The 25,891-nt window shown below is 37.0% G+C and carries 23 protein-coding genes; 7 read left to right on the top strand and 16 right to left on the bottom strand.

What is annotated here, in order from left to right; genetic code table 11:
* The first annotated feature begins 101 nt into the window (after nucleotides 1–101).
* From pplA to Q0R51_RS00555, 3 genes are all read left to right on the top strand, one after another.
* Entirely contained in the window at nucleotides 102–1,019 is a 918-nt protein-coding gene (pplA, locus tag Q0R51_RS00565; RefSeq protein ID WP_294755929.1) for an extracellular electron transfer flavoprotein PplA, read from the top strand.
* Between the two features lie 69 nt (nucleotides 1,020–1,088).
* Nucleotides 1,089–2,174 carry an FAD:protein FMN transferase gene (locus Q0R51_RS00560; protein WP_294755928.1) on the top strand — a complete coding sequence of 362 codons (1,086 nt, stop codon included), beginning with the start codon at nucleotides 1,089–1,091 and terminating at the stop codon, nucleotides 2,172–2,174.
* A gap of 45 nt (nucleotides 2,175–2,219) precedes the next feature.
* Nucleotides 2,220–3,233 (top strand): UbiA family prenyltransferase, encoded by a 1,014-nt coding sequence (locus tag Q0R51_RS00555; RefSeq protein WP_294755927.1) that lies wholly within the window; start codon nucleotides 2,220–2,222, stop codon nucleotides 3,231–3,233.
* A 55-nt stretch (nucleotides 3,234–3,288) separates the two neighbouring features.
* Here Q0R51_RS00555 and Q0R51_RS00550 read toward each other — a convergent pair whose 3' ends face one another.
* Nucleotides 3,289–4,761: a hypothetical protein gene (locus tag Q0R51_RS00550; RefSeq protein WP_294755926.1), complete on the bottom strand. Its 1,473-nt coding sequence runs from the start codon at nucleotides 4,759–4,761 to the stop codon at nucleotides 3,289–3,291.
* Between the two features lie 292 nt (nucleotides 4,762–5,053).
* Between Q0R51_RS00550 and Q0R51_RS09030 the strand changes: the two genes are divergently transcribed.
* Nucleotides 5,054–5,236, top strand: a complete 183-nt coding sequence (locus Q0R51_RS09030) for an IS3 family transposase (RefSeq protein WP_367178596.1) — start codon at nucleotides 5,054–5,056, stop codon at nucleotides 5,234–5,236.
* 43 nt (nucleotides 5,237–5,279) lie between these two features.
* On the opposite strand, the gene Q0R51_RS00545 is transcribed toward Q0R51_RS09030, so the two are convergent.
* The 5 genes from Q0R51_RS00545 to Q0R51_RS00525 all read right to left on the bottom strand — a co-directional run bounded on the left by Q0R51_RS00545 (nucleotide 5,280) and on the right by Q0R51_RS00525 (nucleotide 11,428).
* Complete coding sequence (locus tag Q0R51_RS00545) at nucleotides 5,280–7,094, bottom strand: FtsX-like permease family protein (protein WP_294755925.1); 1,815 nt, start codon at nucleotides 7,092–7,094, stop codon at nucleotides 5,280–5,282.
* A 54-nt stretch (nucleotides 7,095–7,148) separates the two neighbouring features.
* Nucleotides 7,149–8,954 carry an FtsX-like permease family protein gene (locus tag Q0R51_RS00540; protein ID WP_294755924.1) on the bottom strand — a complete coding sequence of 602 codons (1,806 nt, stop codon included), beginning with the start codon at nucleotides 8,952–8,954 and terminating at the stop codon, nucleotides 7,149–7,151.
* Nucleotides 8,955–8,965: 11 nt separating this feature from the next.
* Nucleotides 8,966–9,715, bottom strand: a complete 750-nt coding sequence (locus Q0R51_RS00535; protein WP_294755923.1) for an ABC transporter ATP-binding protein — start codon at nucleotides 9,713–9,715, stop codon at nucleotides 8,966–8,968.
* A gap of 180 nt (nucleotides 9,716–9,895) precedes the next feature.
* The gene (locus Q0R51_RS00530) at nucleotides 9,896–10,510 is read right to left on the bottom strand and encodes an ECF transporter S component (RefSeq protein WP_294755922.1); all 615 of its coding nucleotides are present in this window, start codon (nucleotides 10,508–10,510) and stop codon (nucleotides 9,896–9,898) included.
* A 108-nt stretch (nucleotides 10,511–10,618) separates the two neighbouring features.
* A complete protein-coding gene (locus Q0R51_RS00525; protein WP_294755921.1) occupies nucleotides 10,619–11,428 on the bottom strand; it encodes a DUF4931 domain-containing protein in 810 nt (269 codons plus the stop codon).
* Between the two features lie 112 nt (nucleotides 11,429–11,540).
* Here Q0R51_RS00525 and Q0R51_RS00520 point away from each other — a divergent pair, with 112 nt between their 5' ends.
* Complete coding sequence (locus Q0R51_RS00520; RefSeq protein ID WP_294755920.1) at nucleotides 11,541–12,752, top strand: L,D-transpeptidase family protein; 1,212 nt, start codon at nucleotides 11,541–11,543, stop codon at nucleotides 12,750–12,752.
* Between the two features lie 160 nt (nucleotides 12,753–12,912).
* Here Q0R51_RS00520 and Q0R51_RS00515 read toward each other — a convergent pair whose 3' ends face one another.
* Genes Q0R51_RS00515 through Q0R51_RS00505 form a run of 3 tightly spaced genes read right to left on the bottom strand, consistent with a single transcriptional unit; the run spans nucleotide 12,913 to nucleotide 16,695 of the window.
* A complete protein-coding gene (locus tag Q0R51_RS00515; protein WP_294755919.1) occupies nucleotides 12,913–14,238 on the bottom strand; it encodes a 6-phospho-alpha-glucosidase in 1,326 nt (441 codons plus the stop codon).
* An 18-nt stretch (nucleotides 14,239–14,256) separates the two neighbouring features.
* Nucleotides 14,257–15,885 (bottom strand): PTS transporter subunit EIIC, encoded by a 1,629-nt coding sequence (locus Q0R51_RS00510; RefSeq protein ID WP_294755917.1) that lies wholly within the window; start codon nucleotides 15,883–15,885, stop codon nucleotides 14,257–14,259.
* A gap of 24 nt (nucleotides 15,886–15,909) precedes the next feature.
* Complete coding sequence (locus Q0R51_RS00505; RefSeq protein ID WP_294755916.1) at nucleotides 15,910–16,695, bottom strand: carbohydrate deacetylase; 786 nt, start codon at nucleotides 16,693–16,695, stop codon at nucleotides 15,910–15,912.
* A 140-nt stretch (nucleotides 16,696–16,835) separates the two neighbouring features.
* Between Q0R51_RS00505 and Q0R51_RS00500 the strand changes: the two genes are divergently transcribed.
* On the top strand, nucleotides 16,836–17,549 hold the full coding sequence (locus Q0R51_RS00500; protein WP_294755915.1) for a MurR/RpiR family transcriptional regulator: 714 nt from the start codon (nucleotides 16,836–16,838) through the stop codon (nucleotides 17,547–17,549).
* A 371-nt stretch (nucleotides 17,550–17,920) separates the two neighbouring features.
* Here the strand turns inward: Q0R51_RS00500 and Q0R51_RS00495 are convergent, their stop codons facing one another.
* Nucleotides 17,921–20,452 (bottom strand): M1 family metallopeptidase, encoded by a 2,532-nt coding sequence (locus Q0R51_RS00495; RefSeq protein ID WP_294755914.1) that lies wholly within the window; start codon nucleotides 20,450–20,452, stop codon nucleotides 17,921–17,923.
* 237 nt (nucleotides 20,453–20,689) lie between these two features.
* Between Q0R51_RS00495 and Q0R51_RS00490 the strand changes: the two genes are divergently transcribed.
* Nucleotides 20,690–21,049 (top strand): aggregation promoting factor surface protein, encoded by a 360-nt coding sequence (locus Q0R51_RS00490; protein WP_294756146.1) that lies wholly within the window; start codon nucleotides 20,690–20,692, stop codon nucleotides 21,047–21,049.
* Between the two features lie 91 nt (nucleotides 21,050–21,140).
* Here the strand turns inward: Q0R51_RS00490 and Q0R51_RS00485 are convergent, their stop codons facing one another.
* The 6 genes from Q0R51_RS00485 to Q0R51_RS00460 all read right to left on the bottom strand — a co-directional run bounded on the left by Q0R51_RS00485 (nucleotide 21,141) and on the right by Q0R51_RS00460 (nucleotide 25,889).
* Nucleotides 21,141–21,671, bottom strand: a complete 531-nt coding sequence (locus tag Q0R51_RS00485) for a hypothetical protein (protein WP_294755913.1) — start codon at nucleotides 21,669–21,671, stop codon at nucleotides 21,141–21,143.
* Between the two features lie 180 nt (nucleotides 21,672–21,851).
* Nucleotides 21,852–22,115, bottom strand: coding sequence for a hypothetical protein (locus Q0R51_RS00480; RefSeq protein ID WP_046324173.1), 264 nt, complete (start codon nucleotides 22,113–22,115; stop codon nucleotides 21,852–21,854).
* 176 nt (nucleotides 22,116–22,291) lie between these two features.
* Complete coding sequence (locus Q0R51_RS00475) at nucleotides 22,292–23,110, bottom strand: alpha/beta hydrolase (RefSeq protein ID WP_294755911.1); 819 nt, start codon at nucleotides 23,108–23,110, stop codon at nucleotides 22,292–22,294.
* Nucleotides 23,097–23,867 (bottom strand): YibE/F family protein, encoded by a 771-nt coding sequence (locus tag Q0R51_RS00470; protein ID WP_294755908.1) that lies wholly within the window; start codon nucleotides 23,865–23,867, stop codon nucleotides 23,097–23,099. Before Q0R51_RS00470 ends, Q0R51_RS00475 begins: the two co-directional genes overlap by 14 nt.
* A complete protein-coding gene (locus Q0R51_RS00465; protein WP_294755907.1) occupies nucleotides 23,864–24,979 on the bottom strand; it encodes a YibE/F family protein in 1,116 nt (371 codons plus the stop codon). The genes Q0R51_RS00470 and Q0R51_RS00465 overlap by 4 nt, the downstream gene beginning before the upstream one ends.
* 133 nt (nucleotides 24,980–25,112) lie before the next feature.
* Nucleotides 25,113–25,889, bottom strand: a complete 777-nt coding sequence (locus tag Q0R51_RS00460) for a transcriptional regulator (protein ID WP_294755905.1) — start codon at nucleotides 25,887–25,889, stop codon at nucleotides 25,113–25,115.
* Nucleotides 25,890–25,891: the final 2 nt, after the last annotated feature.

Raw genomic sequence — 25,891 nt, 5'->3', positions numbered from 1 at the left:
TCATATTTTGTAGTTGCACAAAGTAGAGCTCTATCTTATAATTATAGTAAGTGAACACGTACACAATGTTATAATCTTTTATTATTACTGAGGGAGATATTATGAAAAAGAATAATTTAATATATAGTACTGCCATTCTGGCACTCTCTACACTTTTATTAAGTGCTTGTTCAACAACAGCTAAGAAAAGTTCTTCAAGCGATTCTAAGCCAAAGGTAAGCAAAGTTGAGAAAAAGAAAACTCCTAAGCAGATTGCCGGTGGTAAACTGCAAGACGGTGTTTACAAATTGGTAGAAGACAACTATTTCAACGGTTACCGTGTTAAAGTATCTATGACCGTTAAAAATGGTAAAGTTACTGATACCAGTTACGATAATGTAGACAAGAGCGGCAAGTCCAAGGCTAAGGATGCTAAATACGAATCACAAATGAAGAAGTATTCTCAAGCAAAGATTGGTCCTAAGGAATACATTCCACAACTACAAAAATCATTTGCCGCAAATGGTGCTAATTCTAGCGCTATTCAAGTTGTTTCTGGAGCCACCAGTTCCAGCACCACTTTAAAGAATTATGTCAACCAGCTGACTCAGGCTGCACAAAAAGGTGATACAGCTACCATTCACATCAATAACAATAAGAAGATGAAAGATGGTACGTATAAACTGGCTGAAAAGAACTATAGTCACGGTTATCGCCAAGTTTTAACTATGGTAGTTAAAAACGGTAAAATCAGTGACTTTACTTACGACCAAGTAAACAACAAGGGCGTTTCCAAGACCAAAAATGCTTCTTATGAAAAGCAAATGAAGAAGGTTAACAAGATTGGCCCTAAAGAATACATTCCAAAATTACAAAAGGAATTCATCAAAGCTAAGGGCAACACCGAAAAAGTACAAGCTGTTTCCGGAGCAACAGAGTCTTCCTACTCATTTATTGCTTATGCTGAACAACTAATTAATGCCGCTCAAAAAGGTAAAAGCGGAACTATCAAGGTTGACAATATCGTTTACCAGGAATAAAAAGATAATTAGTTAATCACAAAAAGAGTGACATTTAGCCGCTCTTTTTTATTAGGAGAAATAAATTATATGAAGAAGCAAACAAACAAGTTTTTGCTGATACTCGTATCACTATTAGCAAGCTTCAACCTGACAGCTTGCTCAACTCAGAGTAAAGACACAACGCCGGCCAAAACCGCTGTTACCACTACCCCTACTTCAGATACTCAATTTCTAATGGGAACAGTTTGCACCATTAAAATTTACAATAAACATCAGCAAAAAGCCTTAAAAGCGGGTTTTAAGCGCATTAAACAGTTAGCCACTGAAACTACCGTTAATCAAAAAGGCAGTGAAATAGATAAAATTAACAGATATGCTGGAATTAAACCGGTCAAAGTTACCCCTACTATTTACCGTATGTGTAAAGACGCCTATCATTACAGCAAAATTTCTGCTGGTACATTCGACTTAACAATTGGACCAATTACCAGCTTATGGCGAATAGGTTTCCCCGATGCCCATAAACCTAAGGCAAATACCATCAAAAAACGGCTACCATTAGTTAATTACCATAATGTGGTTTTTAACGACCAAAAACGCACCGTTTTCTTAAAGAAAAAGAAAATGATGCTCGATTTAGGTGGCATGGCCAAAGGATTTATTTCTGATGAAGTCATGAAAGTTTTACAAAAAAATGGTGTGACCAGCGCGATTATTGATTTAGGCGGAAACGTTTATGTTCTGGGCAATTCTCCTACGAATAACAGTAACTGGACGGTAGGTATTCAGGATCCCAGCGCTGCGCGTGGTGATGCCATCGGCTCTTTACCGCAAAAGAATGCAACTGCAGTAACATCAGGTATTTATGAACGATACCTCAAAGTCGGTAATAAAGTTTATAGCCACTTAATGAATCCTAAAACGGGTTATCCTTGTCAAAACAACTTGTTAAGTGTCACAATTATTGCCAAGCGGTCAACCACTGGCGATGGTCTTTCAACTGCTGTATTTAATCGCGGCTTGAAAAAAGGCTACGACTATGTAGAGCATAAACCTGGTGTAGAAGCAATATTTATCACCAAAAAGAAAAGAGTATATATTACTTCCGGCTTGAAAAATAAATTCAAATTGTTTTCAGGTAATGGTTACCGACTTGCAAAACTTAAAAACTAGTAATTAACTTTTCTCTGTTAAATGATGTTCTGAAAGGGAAACGCAATGGAAGCTAAAACGAAGTACAGTCATTTCACAATAACTGATTTTTTTGAACTGGTGCGGCTTAATACCAAATTAAACAGTTTAATGCCGTATTTATTAGGAATACTGTTTGCTTATTTTTATTTTCATACTTTTAGTTGGCAGAATTCTTTAATATATTTAATTGCTCAAGGAGCAATCGCTTTATTTGTTACTGGCTTTAACAATGTCCAAGATTATCGCTTAGCCAAAAGCCGGGACTATCAAAAAGAACACAATTTAATTGGTAAGCGTAATTTATCACCAGCAACTGCAATGGCGGTTATGCTTAGCCTGCTTTTAATTGCGGCGGTCTTAGGCATTTGGCTAACTGTCCGAACTAATCTCTTTATTTTACTAATCGGTGCCCCCGGACTTTTTGTCGCCGTATTTTATACCTATGGTCCGATTCCTTTTTCAAGAGTACCATTAGGAGAAATTCTTGCCGGTTTATTCGAAGGACTGGGGATTATGTTCTTAGCCGTTTACATCAATTCACCAGTAACCCAATTAGCCTATTTAAACTTTGACTGGCCTCACTTTATAATTGGAGGTAACTTGGCCAATCTGTTATTAATTTTTTGGGTAGCTTTACCACAAGCTTTCTTTAACGCAGCAACGATGCTGGCGGACAATACCTGCGATTTGAAGCAGGACTTGGCTAATGGCCGTCACACCCTACCTTCATACATTGGAGTTCAGAATTCCTTAAACTTATTTAGCTTTTTAACCTTGGCTCCATTTGCAATAGTCGCTATCAGTGTCATATTTCGCTTTTTACCCATTTGGCAACTATTAATTTTTGTAACTTTACCTAAGTTATACAAAAACGTGCAGGCATTCAGACAAAAGCAGACCAAGGATATGGCTTTTTGGGTTGACGAAGATAATATCAAGCACAGAGTGCCCACAACTTTTGACTTGGCTCCGCAAAATTTGTTTTGGTTTCAGTTAATGCAAGTCTTTGGGCTGATTTTGGGCATTATCTTTCATTAATTAAAGACGCTGAAAAAAGCACGCTCTTTAGCGTGCTTTTCCATTGCCTAAATTTTTAAAACTCAGCTTTGTGATGCCGCATCACTGTTATCAGATAAATAACAAAATAAACTAGTAACATCAATACTATTGGTAGCCAAACTTTATAATATGCTGTTGGCAAAACCTGATCAAAAAATTTTAAGCCAAACAAAACATCAAAGACACCAAATATTGCGGGAATAAAGAATAAAAGTCCTGTTTTGCTCTGCCATGCTCTTTGAGCCAGCCTCTCATTCGCTAACTTCTGTTCTCTTTTAGCAGCTTTTACTACTATCATTAAAACAGTAATCAGACTTACGCCAAACACAAATGCCACTGAATAGCCCAAGATCTTCATTTCTTTACTCATCCCTAAAATCAGCTGATAAGTAGCCGCCTTAGAGTTGCTATAGAGGTGACTATAGGCAAGATTACTTTGAGCCCGTTTATGTTCAATTTTTAGTAAAAATGGCCAATCTCTATCGAAACTGTTTAGCTGCACCAAAGTCAGATATTTAGTTTTACCTTTAACCTTATTTAATTCTGCAGTTGAACAAAGTGCAATTGTTTTATTTTTTTGACTGCTATTAGGAACGAGTTCGCGGAAACTTTCACCTGCTAGAGAATTTTTATTCAATTGGTCTAACTTGATAGCTTTGACTTGAAAATTGCTTCTGCCGGTATTTTTGACATACTTAATTGGATTTTCTGCCAGTTCATTACGAACAAAATAAAAGTGCCCTTTTGTTTCTTTGTAATGGTAAGTTTGCTGCTTTTTAATTTTTAGTTGAGCAACATCGTTTTTAATATTAGCGGTGTTGCTGACAATTACCCCATCATAATATATGCCCCTTTTAATATCTTGGGGAAAAGCATTAAAGTCATGACTTAAAGCGAGAGCGCCCATAGTCAAGGCGAAAAGTAAGGAAATGATAGTAAAAACGCTGGCATAATGATGGAGTCCCTGCTGCGTTTTTCCTTTAGTTAAATTAATTTTGGCAAACCAATTTGCTGGCACCAAGCTTAATAACGAGTGGCAAAGCAAATAAGTACCTGACACAATTGTGATAAATGCCGGCAATACAGTGTCAAACAGGCTTTGACTAGGTAGATTTAACATAAAGTAGCCTGCAACTACTGCCGTCAACCCTAAAACTACTTCAATTATTTTTAGCCCTGAATGTTTTTGAAAAATTGCAGGTGCATCTTCTTTTTCAGCTAGATTACTTAAAGTGGATCTGGTTAACCTCAAAGTTATTACAATACCGCCCAACATTATTAAGGCTGCCAGTAACATAACGACTTGCATGCCCGAATTTATCCTCAGAAAACTAATAATGACGTTAAAATTCGGCATATCCGGTTTTATCAAACCGTTAAATAATTTAATAATTAAGGACGCTAAATCCAAGCCTAAAATAATACCAGCTATGATCATCAGACTGCTAATAATGAGGGTCGCACAAAGTTCTACCAGTCCAATGCGCATGTTCTTTAATCTTTGCATCAAGATCACCAAACTTTCTGGTTAGCTCCTTCAAGTAGACCACCTTTTAACTTAATTATAGTTAGCGCTACCATGTTTTAAATGAGTTAACTGTTTTCTTGAACATATTTTAATAATTAATTTTTAAAACATTATTTTTTGAATAATGGGTTTTTGTTAGTGTCAATTCCGTCCAACTGGTTAGCCTTTTTTGTTTTTTAAAAGAAAGCTTGGGTCGCAACTCCGCAAAGAAAAAATATTTTTCAGTTGGTTTACTCATCGTAAAGCAGTTCTCTGGGTGTTTTTGATGTAGTTGTATAATCATAGCGGATATCACTCTGCAAAAATCTTTTTTTCTAAAGCGATAGCAACCAAAAATTCAATCCGCCATAGCAACCGTTCGTTTGATTGCATTAGGTATTACATCAATAAAAGAATCAAGAGCAGACTAAAAGGCTTGGCGCCGATTGAATGGCGTCAAGCCTTAACAAAATAATTATTAAAATATATTAGTCCAGCTTTGATACCTCACTTTAAAATTATTCAGTTTTCAGCACAATTTTTTCATATAGAGTAACTGTTAACAAATAGTATCCTAAATAGAGAACAATAAAAATTGTGAATGGAATCCAAATATTATGGTAAGGTGCCTTCAGCAACGAACGAAACAGTTGTAAACCACACAAAACATCGACTATGCCTAAAATAGCAGGCATGGTGAACAAAGTACCAATCTCTTTTCTGACTGAACTGCGCAATAATCGTGGTCTAGCACCAATTTCATGTAGCATCTGGTAGCGCACCTTGTCACTAGCGGCACCACTTAAAACTTTAAACATTAACGTCGAAGCCAGCATAGTCAGAAATGCTATTCCTAAGAAAAAGCCCATAAATTCAAACGCACTGGTAAAGCCGAGCACATTACTATAATAGTATGGCTTTGAATTAAGGTAAGTATCTTTGTAGTCACGATTTTCCCTCAATTGCTGCTTTTGAATTTGATTGATCACCGGAAAATCGTGGACAAAGTCTTTCACATTAATATAACTGACAAATTTTTCCTGACCATCAATACTCAGCCACCTTTTTGGTGAAACTAGATGTATCTTCTTAGGAAGACCATTTGGCACCATTTGGCTAAAAATACTGTTTTCCGTTGTTTGCGGTTTATCCAGTTTAGCAGTAGCCAGCGTTTTTACTTTATAAGTGGGGGAATTGTCTTGATTGTCATGAAAATAAACTGCCATTTCTTTCAACGGCTGCTTGTTAAATTCCGCGCGGTTAAAGTAGAGGTGCATCCCCTTTTCTTTGTAATGATATGTTTGCTTATTAGTAATAGTTAACTTGGCTTCTGCTTTTTTAACTGCCGGCGTCTGACTGATAATTGTAGCATCATAATAAATCCCTTTTTGCGCTTCATCCTTCATGGAACCAAAATTAAGTCCCACGGTAATTGCACCTAAAGCCAAGGCAAACAGAATTGAAATCATAGTTAATACCTTGGTGTAACTTTGCAAGCGAAATTTTAATTGGCCCAGAGTAAATTCATTAATGCCACGATATGAAAAAGATTTTTTATTAAGTAAATAATTAATAATAGCCGTGAAGACGCCATTAAAGACAAAGAAAGAACCGACAATAATTGTTACTAACGCGGTGGGAATAAGAAGATAAATATAGTTAGTAGGTAAAGTCATTACATAGTAACCGACCGCTAGCAAAAGTACACCGCAAATTGCTTCAATTCCCCGCAAAATCGGATGATGATTTAGATTAATTGGAGTTTGATCTTCATGTAACAGGTCGATTACGGAGGTACGAGTAAGCTTGCGCATATTGCCCAGTGCACCTAAGAGAAAGATAATAACAAAGAAAAGCAATGTTCCTATTATCGCACTCGGCAATATTGCCTTATAGTGAGTAATTTCCAGCCCTAGTTTACCTACCAGTACCTTGGTAACTATTGTGGTCAACCCAAGCCCCAGTGTTATTCCCAACAACACAGCCAAGAAACCAGTTAACAGAGTTTCAGAAAAAATCAGTAAGCCAATGCGCGTGCTTTTGGCCCCGAGCATCATATACATGCCATAGTCATGCTTACGCATGCTCAGCAAAAATGAATTGGCATAAACAAGATAAACCGAGGTAATGATCACTAGCAGAATAATACCAAAGGTAAAAATATAATTCAGGTATGCTTCTCTACCATAAACATCCTTACTAATAAACACAGGGTTAGTAGCAATTGACAAAAACATGTAGAAAATCATGCTGGCAACAATCAAGCCTGAAAACAACACCAGATAGTCTTTCAGCCTATTCTTAATACCCGTCACGGACAGTTTCCAAATCATTACTGCTCCTTTTCTTTTACTAAAAACAAACTTGTATTAATTACCGCCCCAATTTTATTCATGTGCAAGCACGATTTTTTCATATAATTTCACCGTTAATAAGTAATAAATCAGATAAAGCACGATAAAAATCGTAAAGGGAATCCACAAGTTCTGGTAGGGGTGCGGTAAGAGCAGTTTAAATAATCTTAAGCCAAAGAGAACGTCGATCACGCCTAATATACCGGGCAGAAGAAACAGAACTCCAATCTCATTTCTGATAGATTGACGCAATATCTTTACCCTTGTGCCAATTTCAAATAACATTTGGTAGCGCACCTTGTCATTGGCAGCACCACTTAACACCTTAAACATTAAGGTCGAAGCCAGCATGGTTAGAAAGGCGATCCCTAAAAAGAAACCCATAAATTCAAACCCGCTGCTGAAATTCTTAATTAACTGGTAACTGCCAGCCTTGCTCGAAGTATATATATACTCATAAGCAGAATTTTCTTTTAACTGTTGTTTTTGCAATTTTAAAATGGTGGAGTAATCTTGATCGAAGTTTTTTACATTTACGAAACTGACAAATTTATTCTGCCCTTTTTTCTGTGCCCAATTTTTAGGTGAAACCAAACGAATAATTTTAGCAATACCATCAGGAACCATAGCGCCAAAAGCATTGTTGGCATACGTTGCTGGCACATCTAATTTTTTAGTAGGCAAGTTGATCGTCTTGTAGGCAGGTTGACCATTTTTCATGTAAAACTTGACGTTTTTAACTGGATTATTTGTAAATTCACTGCGGTTAAAGTATAAATACTTGCCCTGTTCCTTATAATGATAAGTTTGCTGACGGGTGATGGTCAGTTTATTTTCAGCCTGCGTTACTTTGGGTGAATCACTGATAATAGTGGTGTCATAGTAGAAATTGCCTTTAAGCTGCTCACTGAGGGTACTGAAATTAAGTCCCACAGTGATAGCTCCAAGCGCCAAGGCAAAAAGCAGTGAAACCACGGTTAAAATCCGCGTATAATCATGCAGCCGAAACTTCAATTGGCCTAAGGTAAAAATCCGAATGCCATGATAAGAAAAGTTTCTGCGGTTGAGCAAGAACCCAATCAGCGCACTGAAAAAGGCATTAAAAGTGAAATATGAGCCGGCAACTATCGTTACCAGTGCTGCTGGAATAATGAATAAAATAGCGCCACCGGGAAGACCCAAAATAAAGTAGCCTACAGCTAAGAGCACCAGCCCCAGTATTCCTTGAATCCAGTGCAAAACTGGCTGACGCTTGAATGCGACCGGCTTTTGGTTGTCGCGCAAAAGTTCAATCACCGGTGTCTTGGTTAATTTACGGACATTTTTCAAAGCGCCAAATAAGAAGATGAGAATGAAGAAGATAATCGTCCAGATAATGGCATTGGGTAAAATAACGGCAAAATGTTTTACCGTCAAGCCTAAACGAGATATCAGCAGCTGCGATACAATGGCTGTTAGACCAAAACCCAGCAGAATACCCACTATTGTGGCCAAAATACCGGTTATCAGAGTTTCCAGAAAAATTAGTGCCCCGATTTTAGTGCTTTTAGCTCCCAGCATCATGTACATGCCATAATCGTGTTTGCGCATGCTCAATAAAAAAGAATTAGCATAAACCAAATAAATAGCAGTAATGATTACCAGCAAGACAATACCAAAGCCAAAGGTGAAACGGACATAATTACTTGGTGCTGCAATATCATTTTTAATAAAGGTGGGATTAATAGTGATTGTGAGGAACATGTAAAAAATCATGCTGGCAACAACCAAGCCGGAAAACAAAACCGCGTAATCTTTAAAGCGACTCTTGATTCCCGTTAAGGACAACTTCCAAATCATTTTTGTTCTCCTTATTCATCAGTATCTAAGTGATCAATTAACAGATGATAAAATTCCTGCCTCGACTGCCCGTTTTTCAGCATTTGTTCACCAATTTGGCCGTCTTTAATAAATAAAATGCGACTGGCAAAGCTGGCAGCAAACGGATCGTGCGTAACCATGAGAGTGGTGATACCGTCGTTTTGATTCAAATCAGCCATAGTAAAAAGCAATTCACGCGCGCTCTTTGAATCCAAGGCCCCCGTCGGCTCGTCCGCAAGCAAAATTGCCGGTTCATGCACCAGCGCCCTGGCTGCCGCCACTCTCTGCTTTTGCCCACCAGATACTTCAGCAGGATATTTAGGCAATATCTCTTTAATTCCCAGCCTAGTCGCAATTTTATCAACTAAGGGATCAATTTTTCTGGGAGCTATCCCTCTTAAACTTAAAGGCAAGGCAATATTTTCCCGATTAGTTAAATTTTCCAGCAAATTAAAGTCCTGAAAAATAAAGCCGATTTGTTGACTTCTAAAATCTGCCAACTGGTTAGCGTTCAAAGTACTGTTGTCTTGGTGGTTAATAAAAACGTTGCCTGAAGTTGGCTTGTCTAAAGTCGACAAGATATTGAGCAAAGTCGTTTTACCAGAACCAGAAGCACCCATAATCGCTACAAATTCGCCTGAATTGACCGCAAAATTAACTCCCTTTAAAGCCTGGTACTGCTTTTCGCCCCGCTTGCCGTATGTTTTAGTAACTTGATCTACTCGTAAAATTTCAGTCATTTGCAAAATCCTCGTTGTAATACTTGTGTACTATTTATCTAATACACTAATGTAAGAAAGCAAGAATGTCAATAAAAAAATAAGCCTTTCCAATTTAGAAAGACTTATCTGAATACTTTTTCCTTATTTTTAACGGTCAATTAAGAATATTAAGTTTTTCTTAAAAACACTACTGTTCTTTTAGCCTACTCTGCGTAACACCTTATTGAGCGGTGTCACAATAATTGGTGTCACAATTGCAGTAAATACTGCCTCAACCAGGCCGTTCAAACCTAAAGCAATTATTAACGCTGTAATTAAAGGCGTCCCCTGAGTGAAGCTGCCCAAATGGCCTAGCAGTTTGGCAGAGTTGCCCATGAAAACCAAACTGGTTAACAAGATTACAAAAGCTGTGTTAGTTAAAGAAGTCACTGCACCTGCAAATGTGTAGCTTAATTCTTTAATGCTATTTTTCTTTTTAGCAGTTAGTTTCCCAATCAGTCCCGGGAAAAGACCAGCTAAAACACTAGGAATTACCGCAATCGCAAAGTTTTGAAAGAGCATTAAGCTGACAATATCGCCAGGCTGAGTATACGCCTGCACCATGCGGGCAATGCCCCAGAAAATGCCAAAGAAAGTCCCAGCAATTGGCCCCATAAGCAAAGAATATATGGCAACAGTCAATGGAATAGTCGTTACAGCAGGCAAAGTTGGTAGTATGCGAATGTAACCAATATTGGGTATGAGAGTTTGCAATAAAAAGATTGCGACAAATATAGCAGTAATAGCCAGGTTTTTTGTTTCTTTTCTACGCATCTAAGTCCTCCTTAAAAAAACACCTTGCTATTATATTGCTTAGAATTATTTGTCGCAAATATTATCTCTGCTAAGTATTAGTTTTAATAATAATTAATTCAGTAAAAGCTATATTTTAAATCCTTTCTCTAAAACTGACCCAGACTCAAAAAAGCGCTTAAAATTTTCGGCTTCAGTGACCAGTTTCTCCTTGTTGTCTACCTGTGAGAGCTTATAACCGACAAAATACGGTGATGCCGTATAACGTAAGATTAATTTAGCACTAATGCCCCGATCAAAGCGCGGATAGAAAAACAAGTTATAGGAGTTATTACGCCCTTTTGATAAAACTTTTAGCATATACTTTGCTCCGCTTTGAATCCAGTCGGACCATTCGTCAATACTGTTTTCATCAAGAAGATTAAAATCGAGTTCAATGTAGCCCTGAATTGGATGCGTGCTCACATTAACCTCAACCCCATCTTTATTAAAAAGACTTATACCCTCAAAATTATTGGGTTGAATATATTTATAACCATCCATCTTTTCCAGACCCACTATTTGCATGTGGGGGTGTGCAAGAGAGCCACCAGAATTTTCGCCATAATTTTTATACCATAAAACCGATCTGAACTGGTGTGAATCATTCATCTGCTTAAAGCATGATAATGAAAAACGCATCAAAGAACGATTATAATCAAGCGAATAAGTGGTAATATCTCCTTGATGCTTATTAGACTCAATCAAAACAGTCTGAACCGTATCACGTAACGTATGGTATTTATTATCAAGCCAAATCATCCCACCCTGTTTTTTTAAGATATGGGTCAAACCCGCCACATCACAAAAGGGACAGCCAGAATTATTTTTAACTTTATGATAAGAATTAGGCTTTTCTTTAGCTATGTTAACATCAAACACTAATGGGTCATTTTCCATTGAGCAATCCCTCCCAAAAACATTCTTAAATCTTGCATTTTACTAGGGCCGCAATAGATGGTAAACTGTAACCGCAATTATTTTTTTGAAAATTCCAACGGTGGTAGAACTTATGCAATCAAAAAGAAATTTAAAAAAATACAATAACCGCAATAACTTGCTTTTAATTATTATCGGAATAGTTCTGATTTTAGCAGTTGTATTTGGCGTGGTGTTGTATAACAATCACGTCGAAGCGCAAAAGCAGGCTAAAGCATTCGCTACAAATCATTTTAACCCTAATGTTAACATTTATGGCGTAGAAGTTGGAAACTTAACAATTAATAAAGCAACTGCCAAAATCAATCGGAAAGCGAATAATATGGTTTCACTGGAAAATGGTAAAGTTGCACTTGAATATGATCCTAGCAGCAAAACTATTAAGAAGCAGGAAGTTGCCGCTTATTTTAAAAAGCAACATACAACTATGCCCAATAAGCAAAGCTATGAATACCGCAATACTGATCTGGATGCCGCTAACAAAAAAATGCAAACGATGAGTCACGCAGTAGTTAATTACCATGTTGCAGGCAAAGTTTATAAACTCAAAGCACAAAAGTTAATTAACCAGGCAATTTATAGAAAAGGCAAGTACACTTTTCTTAACAGTGAAAGCTTAACGGCAAAGCTTAATAAAATTGACCAGGATGTTTCAACAATTCATCAAAGCTATAGTTTTGCGGTTCCAAAAGGCAATAAAGTTGCAGGAAAGAAAATTAGTGTTAAAAACCAAAGCTATGGCTGGGGCGTGCATGTCAAAAGAGCACAAACAGCTATTGAGCAGGCATTTTTGAATGGAACTAAAAATCTGGACGGCAAAAATTATATTTATGGTCTTGGCTACAGCACTTATGGTTTAGGCTACGGCTTAAATAATCATGGCATAGGTGATGACTATATTGTAGTTTCTCTGCAAAAGCAGGAAATGTGGATTGTGCGCAAAGGCAAGATGGTTGTTCACCTTAACGATGTTGTTACCGGGACAAAGGACGGTAATAAGAATAACCGTACGCCTCAAGGAGTCTGGTATATTCACTATAAGCAACGCCATGCGGTACTGCGTGGGCGCAACAACGATGGCTCTAAATACGCTTCACCTGTTAGTTACTGGATGCCGTTTACCTTGACTGGTTGCGGATTTCACGACGCTGGCTGGCGCGGTGACTGGAGTAAAAAAGCCTATTTAAGAGGTGGCTCACACGGCTGCGTTAATATTAAGCCCAGAGAAATTAAGCAGGTCTGGCACAATGTAAGTAAACATGAGCCAGTTATTGTATATGACTAAATCTTAATCAAATAAGTCAAATAATATACTAAAAGACTAACTTTGAAGTGAAAGTTAGTCTTTTTTCTGTAAAAAAATTGATTACTCACAAAAAAGACTAGCAATAACTACAGTTAAAGCTAATCTTTTTAGTAGTGAGATATCTTTAGTAGTGATATTTTTAATGCAATTCCGGCCAGTATTGTTTGTTAGCCTCATATAACTCATCCAAAACCTTTTTACCTACATGGTAATCTGGTATGGTCTTATTAAGGACAACTGCTTCTAAGGCAACTTGATATGAGCCAGATAATGCTGCGTCAACTGTCCGTTTTTCGTAAGCTTTTTGCAGTTCCATTAGTCCTTTATGAAAAGTTGGGATCTTACCAATGCTAATGGTTTCTGCACCCATGCTACCAATATATGCTGGAACTTCCACTACGGCATCTGGATCAAAATTAGATATGGCACCATTGTTCTTTTGGTTAACGGTGAAACGTTCGCGGGTATTATGGATAATTGCGTTAGCAATATCAACGATATAGTTACCGTGAACACCAGAATTAAGTGAAGAGCCTTTAGCTGTGCCGGCTTTTAAAACGCGCCGACATTCTGTGAAGATTCTCTTTTCACGTCCCTGCATTACCCAGTCACCACGTGTGAAGTTAACATCAGATTCAGCCATCATTACATCAGGCATCAAATAGTACTGCAAGTAGCAGTTAGGGAAATATTCAGGAAAACGCTTGAAAATGGTAATCATGCGCTTGTATGTATCAATCCAATACTGGTCATCAAGAGTTTCGTCATTCCATTGAGCAAGGGTATCAATCTTGCCAGACTGGACGTCCTCACGCAGTTGTGGCAATAAGTCCTGACCGTTCTCATCAATCATTGATGTCCACCAGCCGAAGTGGTTCATGCCAAAATATTTGAAAGTAATATCTTTTAAATCTTTATGAAAGTATTGTGCAATTGCACCTTCAATTGAAATTGGCATGTCACAGATACAAATTACCTTTGCTTCAGGAAATTCTCGGTAAATTGCCTCTGACAAAATTGCTTCTGGGTTAGTGTAATTTAAAATCCATGCATCAGGACAAATCTGCTTAACCTTCTTAATGATAGCGATAATATCCGGTATTACCCTCATTGCAAAAGAAAAGCCGCCAAGTCCACAAGTTTCCTGACCAATAACGCCATTGCGAATACAAATTTTTTCATCAATAGCCCGTTGTTTGTTTAGACCCGGACGAATCTGCATGAATAAAAAGTTTGCATCTTGTAGAGCTTCTTCTAGGTTAGTCGTGTAAGAAACATGAACCGGTGAGCCTGTTTCTTCGTAATACATTTTGGTGTACTGCCCTAAAAGAGACACTCTTTCTTCATCAATATCATAAAGAACTAGCTGGTTCATATCTAAGTCAGCAGAACGTTGACGTAAAACCTCCAAGATACTTGGTGATTGGGTTGATCCGCCACCAATGATTACAAATTTATTTGCCATTTCAATAATCCTCCTAAATTACTTTCCACTTTCTGATGGGTGTTTTTTCAAATAATCAAGATATTCATCAACTTTATCATGAATACTTTCTACATCAACTCCAAATACTATTTGGATATTATTACCATCTTGCATTACGCCTTTAGTACCTGTCTTGTGTTTTAACAGATCCATATCTAATTTGTTTGTATCTTTAACGTCAACGCGAAGTCGAGTATAACAATTAATCATTTCATCGATGTTTTCTGGACCACCTAGACCAGCTACAATATTTTTAGTTTGATTATCAAATTTTGCAGTGTCTGCAGATTCTGCTCCACTGCCAGTTTGAGCAAGTTCTTCTTCTGCCTGCTCGACAGATTCATCTTCACTTTCTGCACCATTAAGGAGTGATTCGTCAGCGTTAGCACGTCCAATAGTTGGAATGTTGAAGCGTTTGATCATAAAGACGAAGACAAAATATTCAAGTAAACCGGTGACAACAAACATTATTGGGATGAGATACTGGTGTCCCAGCCTTGCTGGAAAGGCAAAACTGTTAATAATCATATTAATACCGGTATCAAACTGAATATCGATACCAACTATATTTGTCAAAAATAGACTAATCCCGTAAACAACTGAGTGAGCTAGCCATAGTAATGGTGATAAGAACAGGAACATAAATTCCAAAGGCTCAGTAACACCTGCTAAGAAGGCAGTAGTAACAGTTGGAATTAAAATAGCCGCAACTTTTTGCCTATTCTTTGGTTCTGACATCTTCCAGAAAGCAAAAGCAATACCGATAGGTAACGAAATTGAACCAAAATTAGACAGATAACCAATGGATTGGTGCATTGCAGTAATATGACTAGGGTTGCCTAGCTCAGCTAACCAAATGTTAAACGCACCAGTGTACAGCTTGCCGGCAATTCTGGCAGTACCACCAAGTGGAGTGTAGAACAAAGGCATCCATAAGAAGTGGTGCAGTCCAACTGGTAAAAGCATGCGGTTTAAAAAGCCATAGAAGAAGAACCCAATGGAGCCCGTAGTTGACATTACCTTAACAATATTTTCAATAACCCAGTTAACTGCAGGCCAAACATAAGTAATAGCAATTGCAAACAGAATTGTGACAAATACTAAAATAATGTAAACGGATTTTGTTCCTGCATATGGTGATAAATATTTATGGAGCTTAATATTTCCCCATTTATTTACCATCCAGCCCACTAGGATTCCTAAAATAATTCCGAGAAAAACTCCCATATCAGTGACTTGGATACCGAAAACCATGTTTTGACCAGTACCAAATAGTCCTTGAGAATTTGGCTTTGCCAAACGATGGGTTAATTGCAGCCATGAATTGTTAGCGAACAAAAAGATTAAATAAGTAACGATACCTAAAATTGCGGCATCAGTTTTATATTTAGGTTTAGCCAAAGCTGTAGCGATACCTACACAGAAAATACAACTTAATTGCCCGATCATACCACTTGACAGGATATTGTAAATAAAATTACCAGTATCTTTCAAAATGGTCGGCATTAAGTCTAGCTTTAAAATGGCACAAACTGATAAGATAATACCAGTTACGGCCATAAACATAACGGGTTGAATTATTGCCCGTGAAAAAACATTCGCGGACTTCATAAACTTACCCTTCATAATTTTGCCTCCTTACATTTTTATTTAAGATTTGGGATAAGGAATTACCTTTACCTGATTTTCCTGCAACTTCTTTTTAAAAGCCGAATCACAGAGGATTGTCACCTCTTTGATTCGAGGCACATTAAATGAAGAATTAAAGTAAAGTGTTTCGTCTACAAATGCAGGATGAACCATAAACTCAGTTATTTGGTTATCTTGCAGACGGTCAAGAACAGCTTGTATTTCTGTTAAACATTGTTCTTGATCTGCATGATAAGATTTATCCAAATTGCGAATATGCGAGTAATTCATCAGATCGTCAAAACCAGCAATTCCTCTTTGATAAGACAACTTAACTTGTTCTTCAATACCGTAACAATTTCTAACCGGTAACTGATACTTATCAGAAATGCGCTGGGTAAGATTCAAGTTCTCAGAAAAAGAATGAACATGGTGGTGACTATCTAAATGAGTTAGCTTTACTCCCTTACTTAACAAGAAATCGACTTGCGCGCACCACTCATGGTAAATTTCTTCGGGATCCATTTCACTACGATGCTCTTTATAACCGGCCAAATGGTAAAATTCGCCATTCTCATCAACCAGTGTTTTGGCATCCGTCATGGGTTTACCCGTTGTGATGTTAAGGTGACAGCCAACTCCTAAGTCCTTGTTTTCATTTGCTAACTTGATTGCTTCTATACACCCTGGCATATTTGCCATGAGTGTTGTAGAAGAAACCATCCCATCTTTATACGCTTTAATAACTCCTCGATTTACGGCCAGTGAATAGCCAAAATCATCGGCATTAATAACAACTTGTTTCATTCACACACACCTTTCAAATTATTTAAAACGCTTTCTTTCAACAAAGTTAATATAGTATAATGAAAGAGCAATAACAACAAAACACACAAATTATGGTGTGATTTTCAAAATGGGAAAATATTTTCAAGGTAGTGTGTTAAATGACAAAAATCTTTCAAATTGACCGTTTGTTCCCTAACAATCATTTGCGTCATCAAGATATTAAAGTGATTGAATCAATTGTTGATTCAATCATTAACAATGACAGTTTAGACATTCGCTACATAGCTAAGAAAAATTATCTGTCAACTGCTTCAGTCAGCAGACTAGTCAAGCGGGCTGGTTTTGCTAACTTTAAAGAATTTATCTTTTTCCTTTCCTCTCGTTACAAAACTCAGCCGCTAAAGACCTTTGCCAACCTGCCATTTGTTCACTGTAATTTAAGCGCTGAATTAGTTGTTGATTTCTTCAATAAAATTAAGCTGGAAAAAAGAACTTATTTATTTGGTGAGGGCTTTTGCAAGATTTTAGTTAATTACACTTACCGCAAACTATTACTTAAAAAAATTTATGGTGTAGACCTGGATGGCGTTGAAATCTCAATTGTATCTGATCAATCGCCTCATACTTTGATTACGTTCTCACAATCTGGAGAAAATAAAAATGGTTTGATCAAAATTGCAGGTTGTAAGAAGGATGGCGGTGACATTATTACCATTACTGCTACACCACACAGCACTTATGCCAATATAGGTGACTTAGCCTTTGTCGTAGAAAGTGGCAGTGGTGTGCCCGATTCTGAGAACACAAGCCTAAACTATTTTTATGGCAATACTATTAATTTAATTGAAAATATTGTTAGTCAGTATTTATAATTAATTACAAAAATTAATAAATTTATGCATGACATTTGTTTTTGCTTTTAGTACCAATGACTTTAACTTAGCCTTCTTAGAATTAAACTAATTTTTCACAAAGATTAATTATAATTCGACTGGTAAAGAATATAGTTGGTATAAACATTTTGTCGTAAAAAAATGCTCCAATAATTAGATTACCTATCCAACTATTCTGGAGCACTTCACTTACTCTAAATTGAGAGCACCATATTTTAAAGTCTTACTTTTATGAAATTAACATATCAATATAAGCATAAAAAAGCTGGTAAATTATGTTTTTAAACATTCATTTACCAGCTTCTTTTTTAACACTTATTAATATGATATTAAATATAAAACAATTTTACTTATAAAGTTTCCTTAACAGCTTGATTGACAGCATCCTTTTCAGCATTAATCAAGTCAACCTTGGACTCAATATTCTTAGTATCCATTCTGATTTCACGCCCAAGACCCGGCTGATCAACCTTTGGTTCAAAGAATTCTTTGAATTCTTCCAGTCTCTTTTCAGTATGGAAAATGTTTGAAGCCACAGTAATATAAGTGGTAAATTCCATATCACCACCGACTGTTTTTTCCAGCCATGACCATTGGTCCCGTAACCAGTCCCAAGCAAATTGTTCGCCTTTTGGATTGGCCAAGACATTCGCAAACCAAGAACGCAAATCTTGAGGCTTAACGACTGCAGCATTTTCAAAATTCTCAATAAGTTCCTTGATTTCAGCGGGATCTTTAGTGCTAGTAATACCATCAGTAAGATCGTCCTTATAGTTAGGATCGATGGCAGCTTGATATTCTTTCAGCAAACGATCAACTAGACCCGCTTTATTATAGTTTTTAACTTCATTCATTAAAACATATGGTCGAACCGAAGCATCAATTTCGTTTAAGTTTTGCTTGTGTTCAGTAAAAATTTGGTGACCATCTTTTATCACAGCAGAATTATCGGTATACAACGACAAAGCTATTTCTAATGGGCGAATTCTCTTGTCATCGTCTGTATCGGAAGCTTGTGCCTGCCAGCCCAACCGTTCGACTTGCTTTTGAGTCAATTTATTAACGAATGCCTTTAAATCTTTTTCTGCAGGTGAATTCGGAGTAACAAATTTACGCAATGAACGAACACTGGAAGATAACGCACTAATGACAATATATGACTTAGAATGCGCAAATTTTGGCAGTAACGGGACAATCTCAGCGTATGAAATTTGTTTACTTTCTGCTAAAAGTCCCAAGTCTTGCAGTAATTGTAATTGATCAACCGGCTTCAACTTAGTAAATTCAGCCATAATATCATTCATTAAGGTTTCATCATAATTAACAATGAAGTGCGAACTATTGCCTACATTTACACGTAAAGCGTGACCGGCAGCACTGCGCAACTCTTGATAATCTCCTAGATCCAGTTCTCTTTCAGACATAATTTGTGGCGCCTTAAAGTTCGCATTCAATGGAATAGCCCACTTACGTCCAACATCTTTGCCTTCACCAATGAAGAATTGCTTTTGGCTCAAAATCAAGTGACCAGCTGAGTTTACTTTGGCAGAAACTACTGGGTAACCCGGTTGATCAAGCCAAGTATGCATGATCTTGCCAATATCTAAATCAGTAGCAGTTGAAAGGGCGTTCCATAAGTCATCACCCGTAGCGTTACCATAATGGTGTTGCTCAAAGTAATACTTAAGTCCCTTACGCAAAGCATCATCTCCTAAGAGTGCCCGTACCATAACCAGCATCCTTGAACCTTTAGCGTAAACAATTGCACTATCAAAAATTGAATCAATATCAGCTGGATGTTCCACATCAACGTGAACGGATTGGACACCATCAGTGGCATCACGTTTTAAAGCTGCTGGTACTTCCGAAATTTGGTAAAGATTATCCCAAACATGCCAGCCTGGCTCTAAAGCATCAACTGAAACATATTCCATCATGTTGGCAAAACTTTCATTGAGCCACAAATCGTCCCACCACTTCATAGTAACTAAATCGCCAAACCATTGGTGCGCCAATTCGTGAGTGATAACAGTTGCCACATAAGCTTTTTGGTACGGAGTTGCATTATCAGGATCAAGCAAAATTGCGACTTCACGGTATGTGACTAGTCCCCAGTTTTCCATTGCTCCGGCAGAAAAGTCAGGCAGCGCTAATTGCCAAGAATGCGGTAGTGGATACTTAGTTTGGTAAAATTCTTCGTAAAATTCGATTGCCCGTTTTGCGATATCCAAAGCAAAGTCTAATTCCTTAGTTTGATGTGCTTTAGTCGCAAAAACTCCCACTTGAACGCCGTCTTTGGTTTCGGTAAGCTTTGATTGTAATTCACCAAAGGCAAAGGCAATCAAGTAGCTGGACATTCTAACGGTTTGTTCGAAGTAGTGCACGCCATCTTCAACTTTAACTTCCGGCATGTTGGCAATCGTAGTTTCACCTTCATGCTCATCATACTTAAGTGCTAAAGAAAAAGTAGCTTTGGCTTCCGGTTCATCAACACATGGGAAAGCCTGACGTGCAGCTGTTGTTTCAAATTGAGTACCGATAATCTGTTTTTGAACACCATCAACTTGATAGTATGACGGATAAATTCCCATCATAGAATCGGTCAGCGGTGCCGAATACTTAATCTCAACCTTTACCTTGCCAGTTTGGCCTAGTTCGATTTCAATTGCTTCTTTTTCGTCATTGACAGTGAACGGTACTTTTTTGCCTTCACTTGTTACTGAAGCAATCTTCATATATTTCTGATTAATTAAAATAGTGTCCTCAATTGCTTCACCGGTAATTGTCGAAGTACCATTAATACTTTTCTGCTCCCGATTGATGTCTATGAATAAATCATAGTGTTCTGGATGAAAAGTTTCATAAAAATGTTTAGCAGCCATATTTACCTCCTAAAATATTAATTACTACCAATTTTAACAGACATAAATAAAAATGACATTAAAACATTCAAGGAAGTAATAATTGGCTTTATTAAGATAAATTTTTTCAAAACTAGTAGAATTATTAAATTTTTCAAAAATTTTGTAAGAGTTGCGTGTTATTTCTGTAACAACAATGACACATTGACTGTGTATTATTATCCATAGAATTAAGACAGTTAATTGTGGGGATTGAAGATATTGAAGAATAGTAAAAGCTTAATACTTAAGTTAATTACAGCACTGGCGCTATCGTTTAGTTTTGTCACTGCTTTGGAAACTACTAATAATAATTCATGTACACAAACAGTACAAGCCGCTCGTAAGATGTCAAAAGCAGAACGTGCAGCCAAGAAATGGATTGCAATGCGTGAATCGGGTGGCAATTATTACGCACGTAATGGTGTTTGTTATGGCAAATACCAATTAAACATTGCTTACCTAAAAGGTAATTATTCTAAGAAGAACCAAGAAAGAACCGCTGACAGATATGTTTACGGTCGTTATGGTTCATGGGTTAATGCCAAGAATTTCTGGCTAACACATCACTGGTATTAGAAGATACCTCTTTAATACAAATATCCCATTAAGAAACGCAGCCTAACTAATTGTTAGGTTGCGTTTTTGTTTGAAACAATTTCTTTTACAGTTACTTATTCTCTTCAACTATTTGCCTAATTTTTGCATACCGTTCATCCCATTTATTAATGATTAAGTTATCGTATTTCTGTTTTAATAAAAAGTCGAGCAAGTCCTTTTTATCAGGTCGATCTAAGAACAAATATTTTTGTGGAACAACAATTTCAGCCATAACTGCTCGCAACTGCTTGAGAGATATTTTTTTAACAACACATGATTTTAGAATTGGGATAATGCAGCCATCGTCTTTAGGCATAAAATAGTCGTAAATTTCTCCATAATCATCTTTTTGAATTTCTTGACCTATCTGAGCTAAAGTAGCAGCATGGCTGCGAATCAAAGGTGCACATTTGACAAATAGTTGTATCCCGCCATTACTGCCGGTAGTATAAACAAAGGCTTGAAAACTGTCCTTAAAAAAACTCTTACGGTACTCAATTATTTTTTGTCCCGTTAAAATTTCTTTTACATACTCCTCATGTAGAGAAATTAGTAAAGTAGGTAAAAACGGATCATAAACTTCATCTTTTATTGTACACATTATCAATAATACCTTCCTTTATTACTGGCTTTTTGATACTTATTCCCATCATAAATATGTTTAGTTAAACAAGCAACTCTATATAAAAAGGAAATCAAAAAAGATAGTCTAAATTATTTTCGTAAAAAAAAATGAGCTGTACCTCAACCATTGAAGTACAGCTCAGTTTTTCTAATCATCTTATGCTCTGTGTCTTAATAAATGAACTTTTGCGGGTTCACCTTTTAACCAAGTAGCAAAGAATGCATAGCCGAAGACCATTAAAGCAACTACAGCCGCCAAAATAATCATATTATTATTGTCCAGCGAAATTGCTTGCTCTTCTTCTAGCAGATTCTTTGACTCATTAACTTGATTGCATAATCCAAAGAATAACATGATTAGACTGCTTAGAGTTAGTAAGCCATTAACTGCCGTTAAAATTTTTATCTTCGTTAGCTTCAAAAAATCATGTCCTTTCTTTCGATTTAAATACCGGTATTATATACCCTCTGGAAATAAATGCAAGGCCTTTGCTTAAAATAATTTAAATTTTTTATTTCTAATATGAGTATTATTATAATTTTATAATTAAAACTTCTAAATCCGAATAAAAAGAAGTACAGAATCTGTACTCCCTTTTATTGCCATTCACTTGTTAACCATTCCTGTGCCAGTTCAAACCAATGGGCAGCGTGCGGATTTTCTTGCCATTCCCTGCCTTTAACTACCATATCTTTTCGTGCTAAAGAAAAACCGTGACCACCACGATTGAAAATATGAACTTCACATGGAACTTTATTATCATGTAAAGCTGCTGCATACTCAAACGTATTAGTGACAAGAACCACCGGGTCATCCCAGGCATGAAAAATAAATGTTGCTGGCGTATTAGTGGTTACGCCTAAAGAACTATCCTTGATAAATTCATCTTGCGGAACTTTATCCTGCTCATCTTCTGGGATATCAAAGCCAATTTTGGTCAAGTTAATTAAAGGATAACCCAAAATAGTTTTATTTGGCAAAACTTCTTCACTCTTAAAGCCAAACTCTTTCTGATACTTTGAAGAATTAGCCATGCTGTTGGCAAAACTAGTTACGTGACCACCAGCGGAAAAGCCAATCGTGACTATTTTGTTGGGATCAATCTGATATTCTGGTGCATGATTGCGAAAGTACTTAACAGTAGTTAAGACATCAAGCCCGGCATCAGGATAAATGTCACCTTCGTCTTGCACGAGGTTATATTCCATGACCACGCTGTTAAAACCATAGTTATTGAAAGCCAGCGCTACAGGTTCACTTTCTCTTTGGGATAAATGATCGAAGCTGCCTCCGGGAACGACAATTGCCAGGGGGTGTTTTGGTGTTACCAGCTCGCCAATTGACCCCAAAGTGTATGTGTGCACGTTGAACTTGCGCTGGTTAAAATTAGTTAATGTTAAATCATTTACTTTCATTTTTCTCCCCCACTTTTACCATGTTTTTTGTTAAAAATGTTGTTGCTAATGGTACTGTTAATAATACACCAATTAAAGAATACATTATAATTAAAGCTTCATTAACAAACATTTTTTCATTTAGTACTTCGCCTAAAGTGTAATTCAAACGAATATACCATAAAAATAATGAAAGGAAGCTGCCAAACATTCCAAACAAAATGGTATTCATTGCTGTGCCCAGGACGTCATTACCGATTTTTGCTCCACTAGCTTTCAGATCTTCATATGAAATTGCTGGATTATGCTTTTTGATTTCAAGCAAACCGGAGCTCATTGATACAGCAGCTTCAGCCACTGCGCCAAGTGTGGAAAAGATAGCAACTGCTACTGCAATTAAGGGATAACTTAATCCCGGCATTTGCGACAAGCCAACCAAAATTTCACCAGCTTCTGGTCCAAGTCCGGCAGCTTGCGCCAGCCATTCAAAACCCAGAATGATCAAGCTGGCTGCTAAACAAACAACTAGAGAAGAATAAAATGAATTTTTAGCAACCTGATAATCATGCGTGCCTAAGAAAATAATAGTTACCAATTTTAAAGGAACAAAAATCAAAATCAAAAGAGGAATGTTGATACCCCAAGAAATCAAGATGGCTACTAAGATTAATAATAAAGTGTTGATCAAAACGCTAAAGAAACTGCGAATTCCCGTTTCTCCACCTACAATCGTCATTAAGATTGCTAGCACGATCAGTAAGGCCGTTAATGTACTCATTCTTCAGTCCCCGCTTTCCGCTTTTTTTCTTCTAAAAACAGCAGACTGCAGCCAGTGGCAAAGACAACTGTTAAAACTATACCAATCGCTGAGATAATACTCTGCGTGACACCAAGTGAAAGAGTAAAACCAAAGGTGGAACGCAAACTGTTATTATCGCGCAAATAGATAATTGTCATTGGCAATTCTTCAGACATAAAGATTAACACCAAAACATTAATCAGAGGTCCCATGATTTCCTGACCCATAGTACGTCCACTTTTAATTAATTGCTTAGCAGTTAAATCGGCTTTAGTCTGAATTAATTCATAAAGACTGGAAATAATATCAGTAGCTTCATCCATTACAGCCCCTAAAATGCCTAGCAAGGTTTGTGCTAAAAAGATGCCGCGAGGATCTTGGGTGGCATAATCTCCCGTTTCGTATTTGATCTCCGATTCACCAGTCAGGCGCATAATCAAGTAGCACAGTGCAAAAGAAACAAAAGTACCTAGAATTGTTGCCAGCCACGTTGCCAGCATTTTACGGTTAAAGCCTTGAACAACCAATAAACTAAAGAATGAAAAAACAATATCAGCCAAACCAAACAGCAGGACAATATAAGAACCGTTAAGTTTGATATCCAGCATGATAACAATATAAAAAATTATCCAGCTGAGTATCATTGACGCGATTAAGTTAAATGATTTTTTACCGGCAACTGCGACCATCAGCGTTGACATTACAGTCAAAGCTAAAACCAAAACCCAGTCTCGTTTGGGATCTTGAATAACCGGTTCACCATGTTTAACATTGACCAGCACTCTTTGACCCGCGCGAAATTTTTGTGTAACTAATTGCGAGGGGTAATACATATTAATAGTTTTATAGGTTTGACCCTTAAACTTACCTGACAAGACTTTTAAATGAAGGACCTGCTTTCTGGTTTCATCTTTATTGCCATAAACATCCGTACTTTTTTCTTCTAAAGTATCCTTAATCTTAGTATCGGTAATTACAGCCACATCATTTTTAGAATAAATATCTGTCGCAAAATAGGTACAAGCTGTTAGAATCAAGCCTATAGCTGCAATTAATACCGCAAATAAGTAGCGTTTTTTAATTTTTTTCAACCAAATCATTCCAATCGATTTATACTTACCTACTGTAACTTAAAAGCAGCCATTAAACATAAATTTTAAGCTAAGTTTGCAAAATTTAAATATTATAAAAACGGCTTTTAACTAAAAGTCGTTTCTTCTATACCTACATATCGAGAAACCGTTGCCACCAATGTGTTTTTTCCGGCTCAACCTGCATGTCTGCTAATGTCCGGTGAGTATTGGCACTGGCACCTTTTTCGGCATTTTCTTTAGCTTTAGCCAAAATTTCCTCATGCATTTGCTCGCTTGACTTTTCTTCGTCTTGTGCCACCTGAGCTCGCTTTTCAGCCGCAGTTAGTGGCTTAGTATCAGGCATTTCGTCAACATCAGTTATATCATCAACATTAGTCACGATTCCTGAAATATCAGGCAAAACGCTAAAATCATCTTCTGAACTAGTAGTTTTAGGGACAGGCTTTTCCAACTCTTTTTGCTTTTCCAATAACTGTTTATTCTGCTTTTCGATATGATCCAATTGTTTTTGCAGATTACTCAGTGCCGTATTCTGCTGGCCAATTGTTTGCTGTAAAGCATTCAGCAGTTTCACCATCTGAGAAGTAGACATTACTTCCTGCTTTTTGTCATCTTCAGTTTTTTCAGGCTTATCTTTTTTAGCAGTAACCGCAAAAACCTGTTGAGCAGCTTCCTGTAAGGTTAAACCATTATCCTGGGCCAATTTGTGAAAATCTTCCAGGTCCTGTACATCCTGCTTGCTATATAAACGTGCATTTTGCTTTGTTCTGGCATAATAATCAGGCTTACCAGTAACTTTTTCCACAATTAAAGAATATTTACGTAATGTAGCAACACTAATGTGCAGGTGTTTAGCCGTTGCCGAAGGTGCGGTTAATTCTTCAAAATTATGCTTATCTTCACTCATCA

The sequence above is a fragment of the uncultured Lactobacillus sp. genome (assembly GCF_946477725.1).
Taxonomy (GTDB): Bacteria; Bacillota; Bacilli; order Lactobacillales; family Lactobacillaceae; genus Lactobacillus.
Note: the sequence above shows the minus strand (reverse complement) of the source record. Positions and strands in the feature narration are given on the sequence as shown.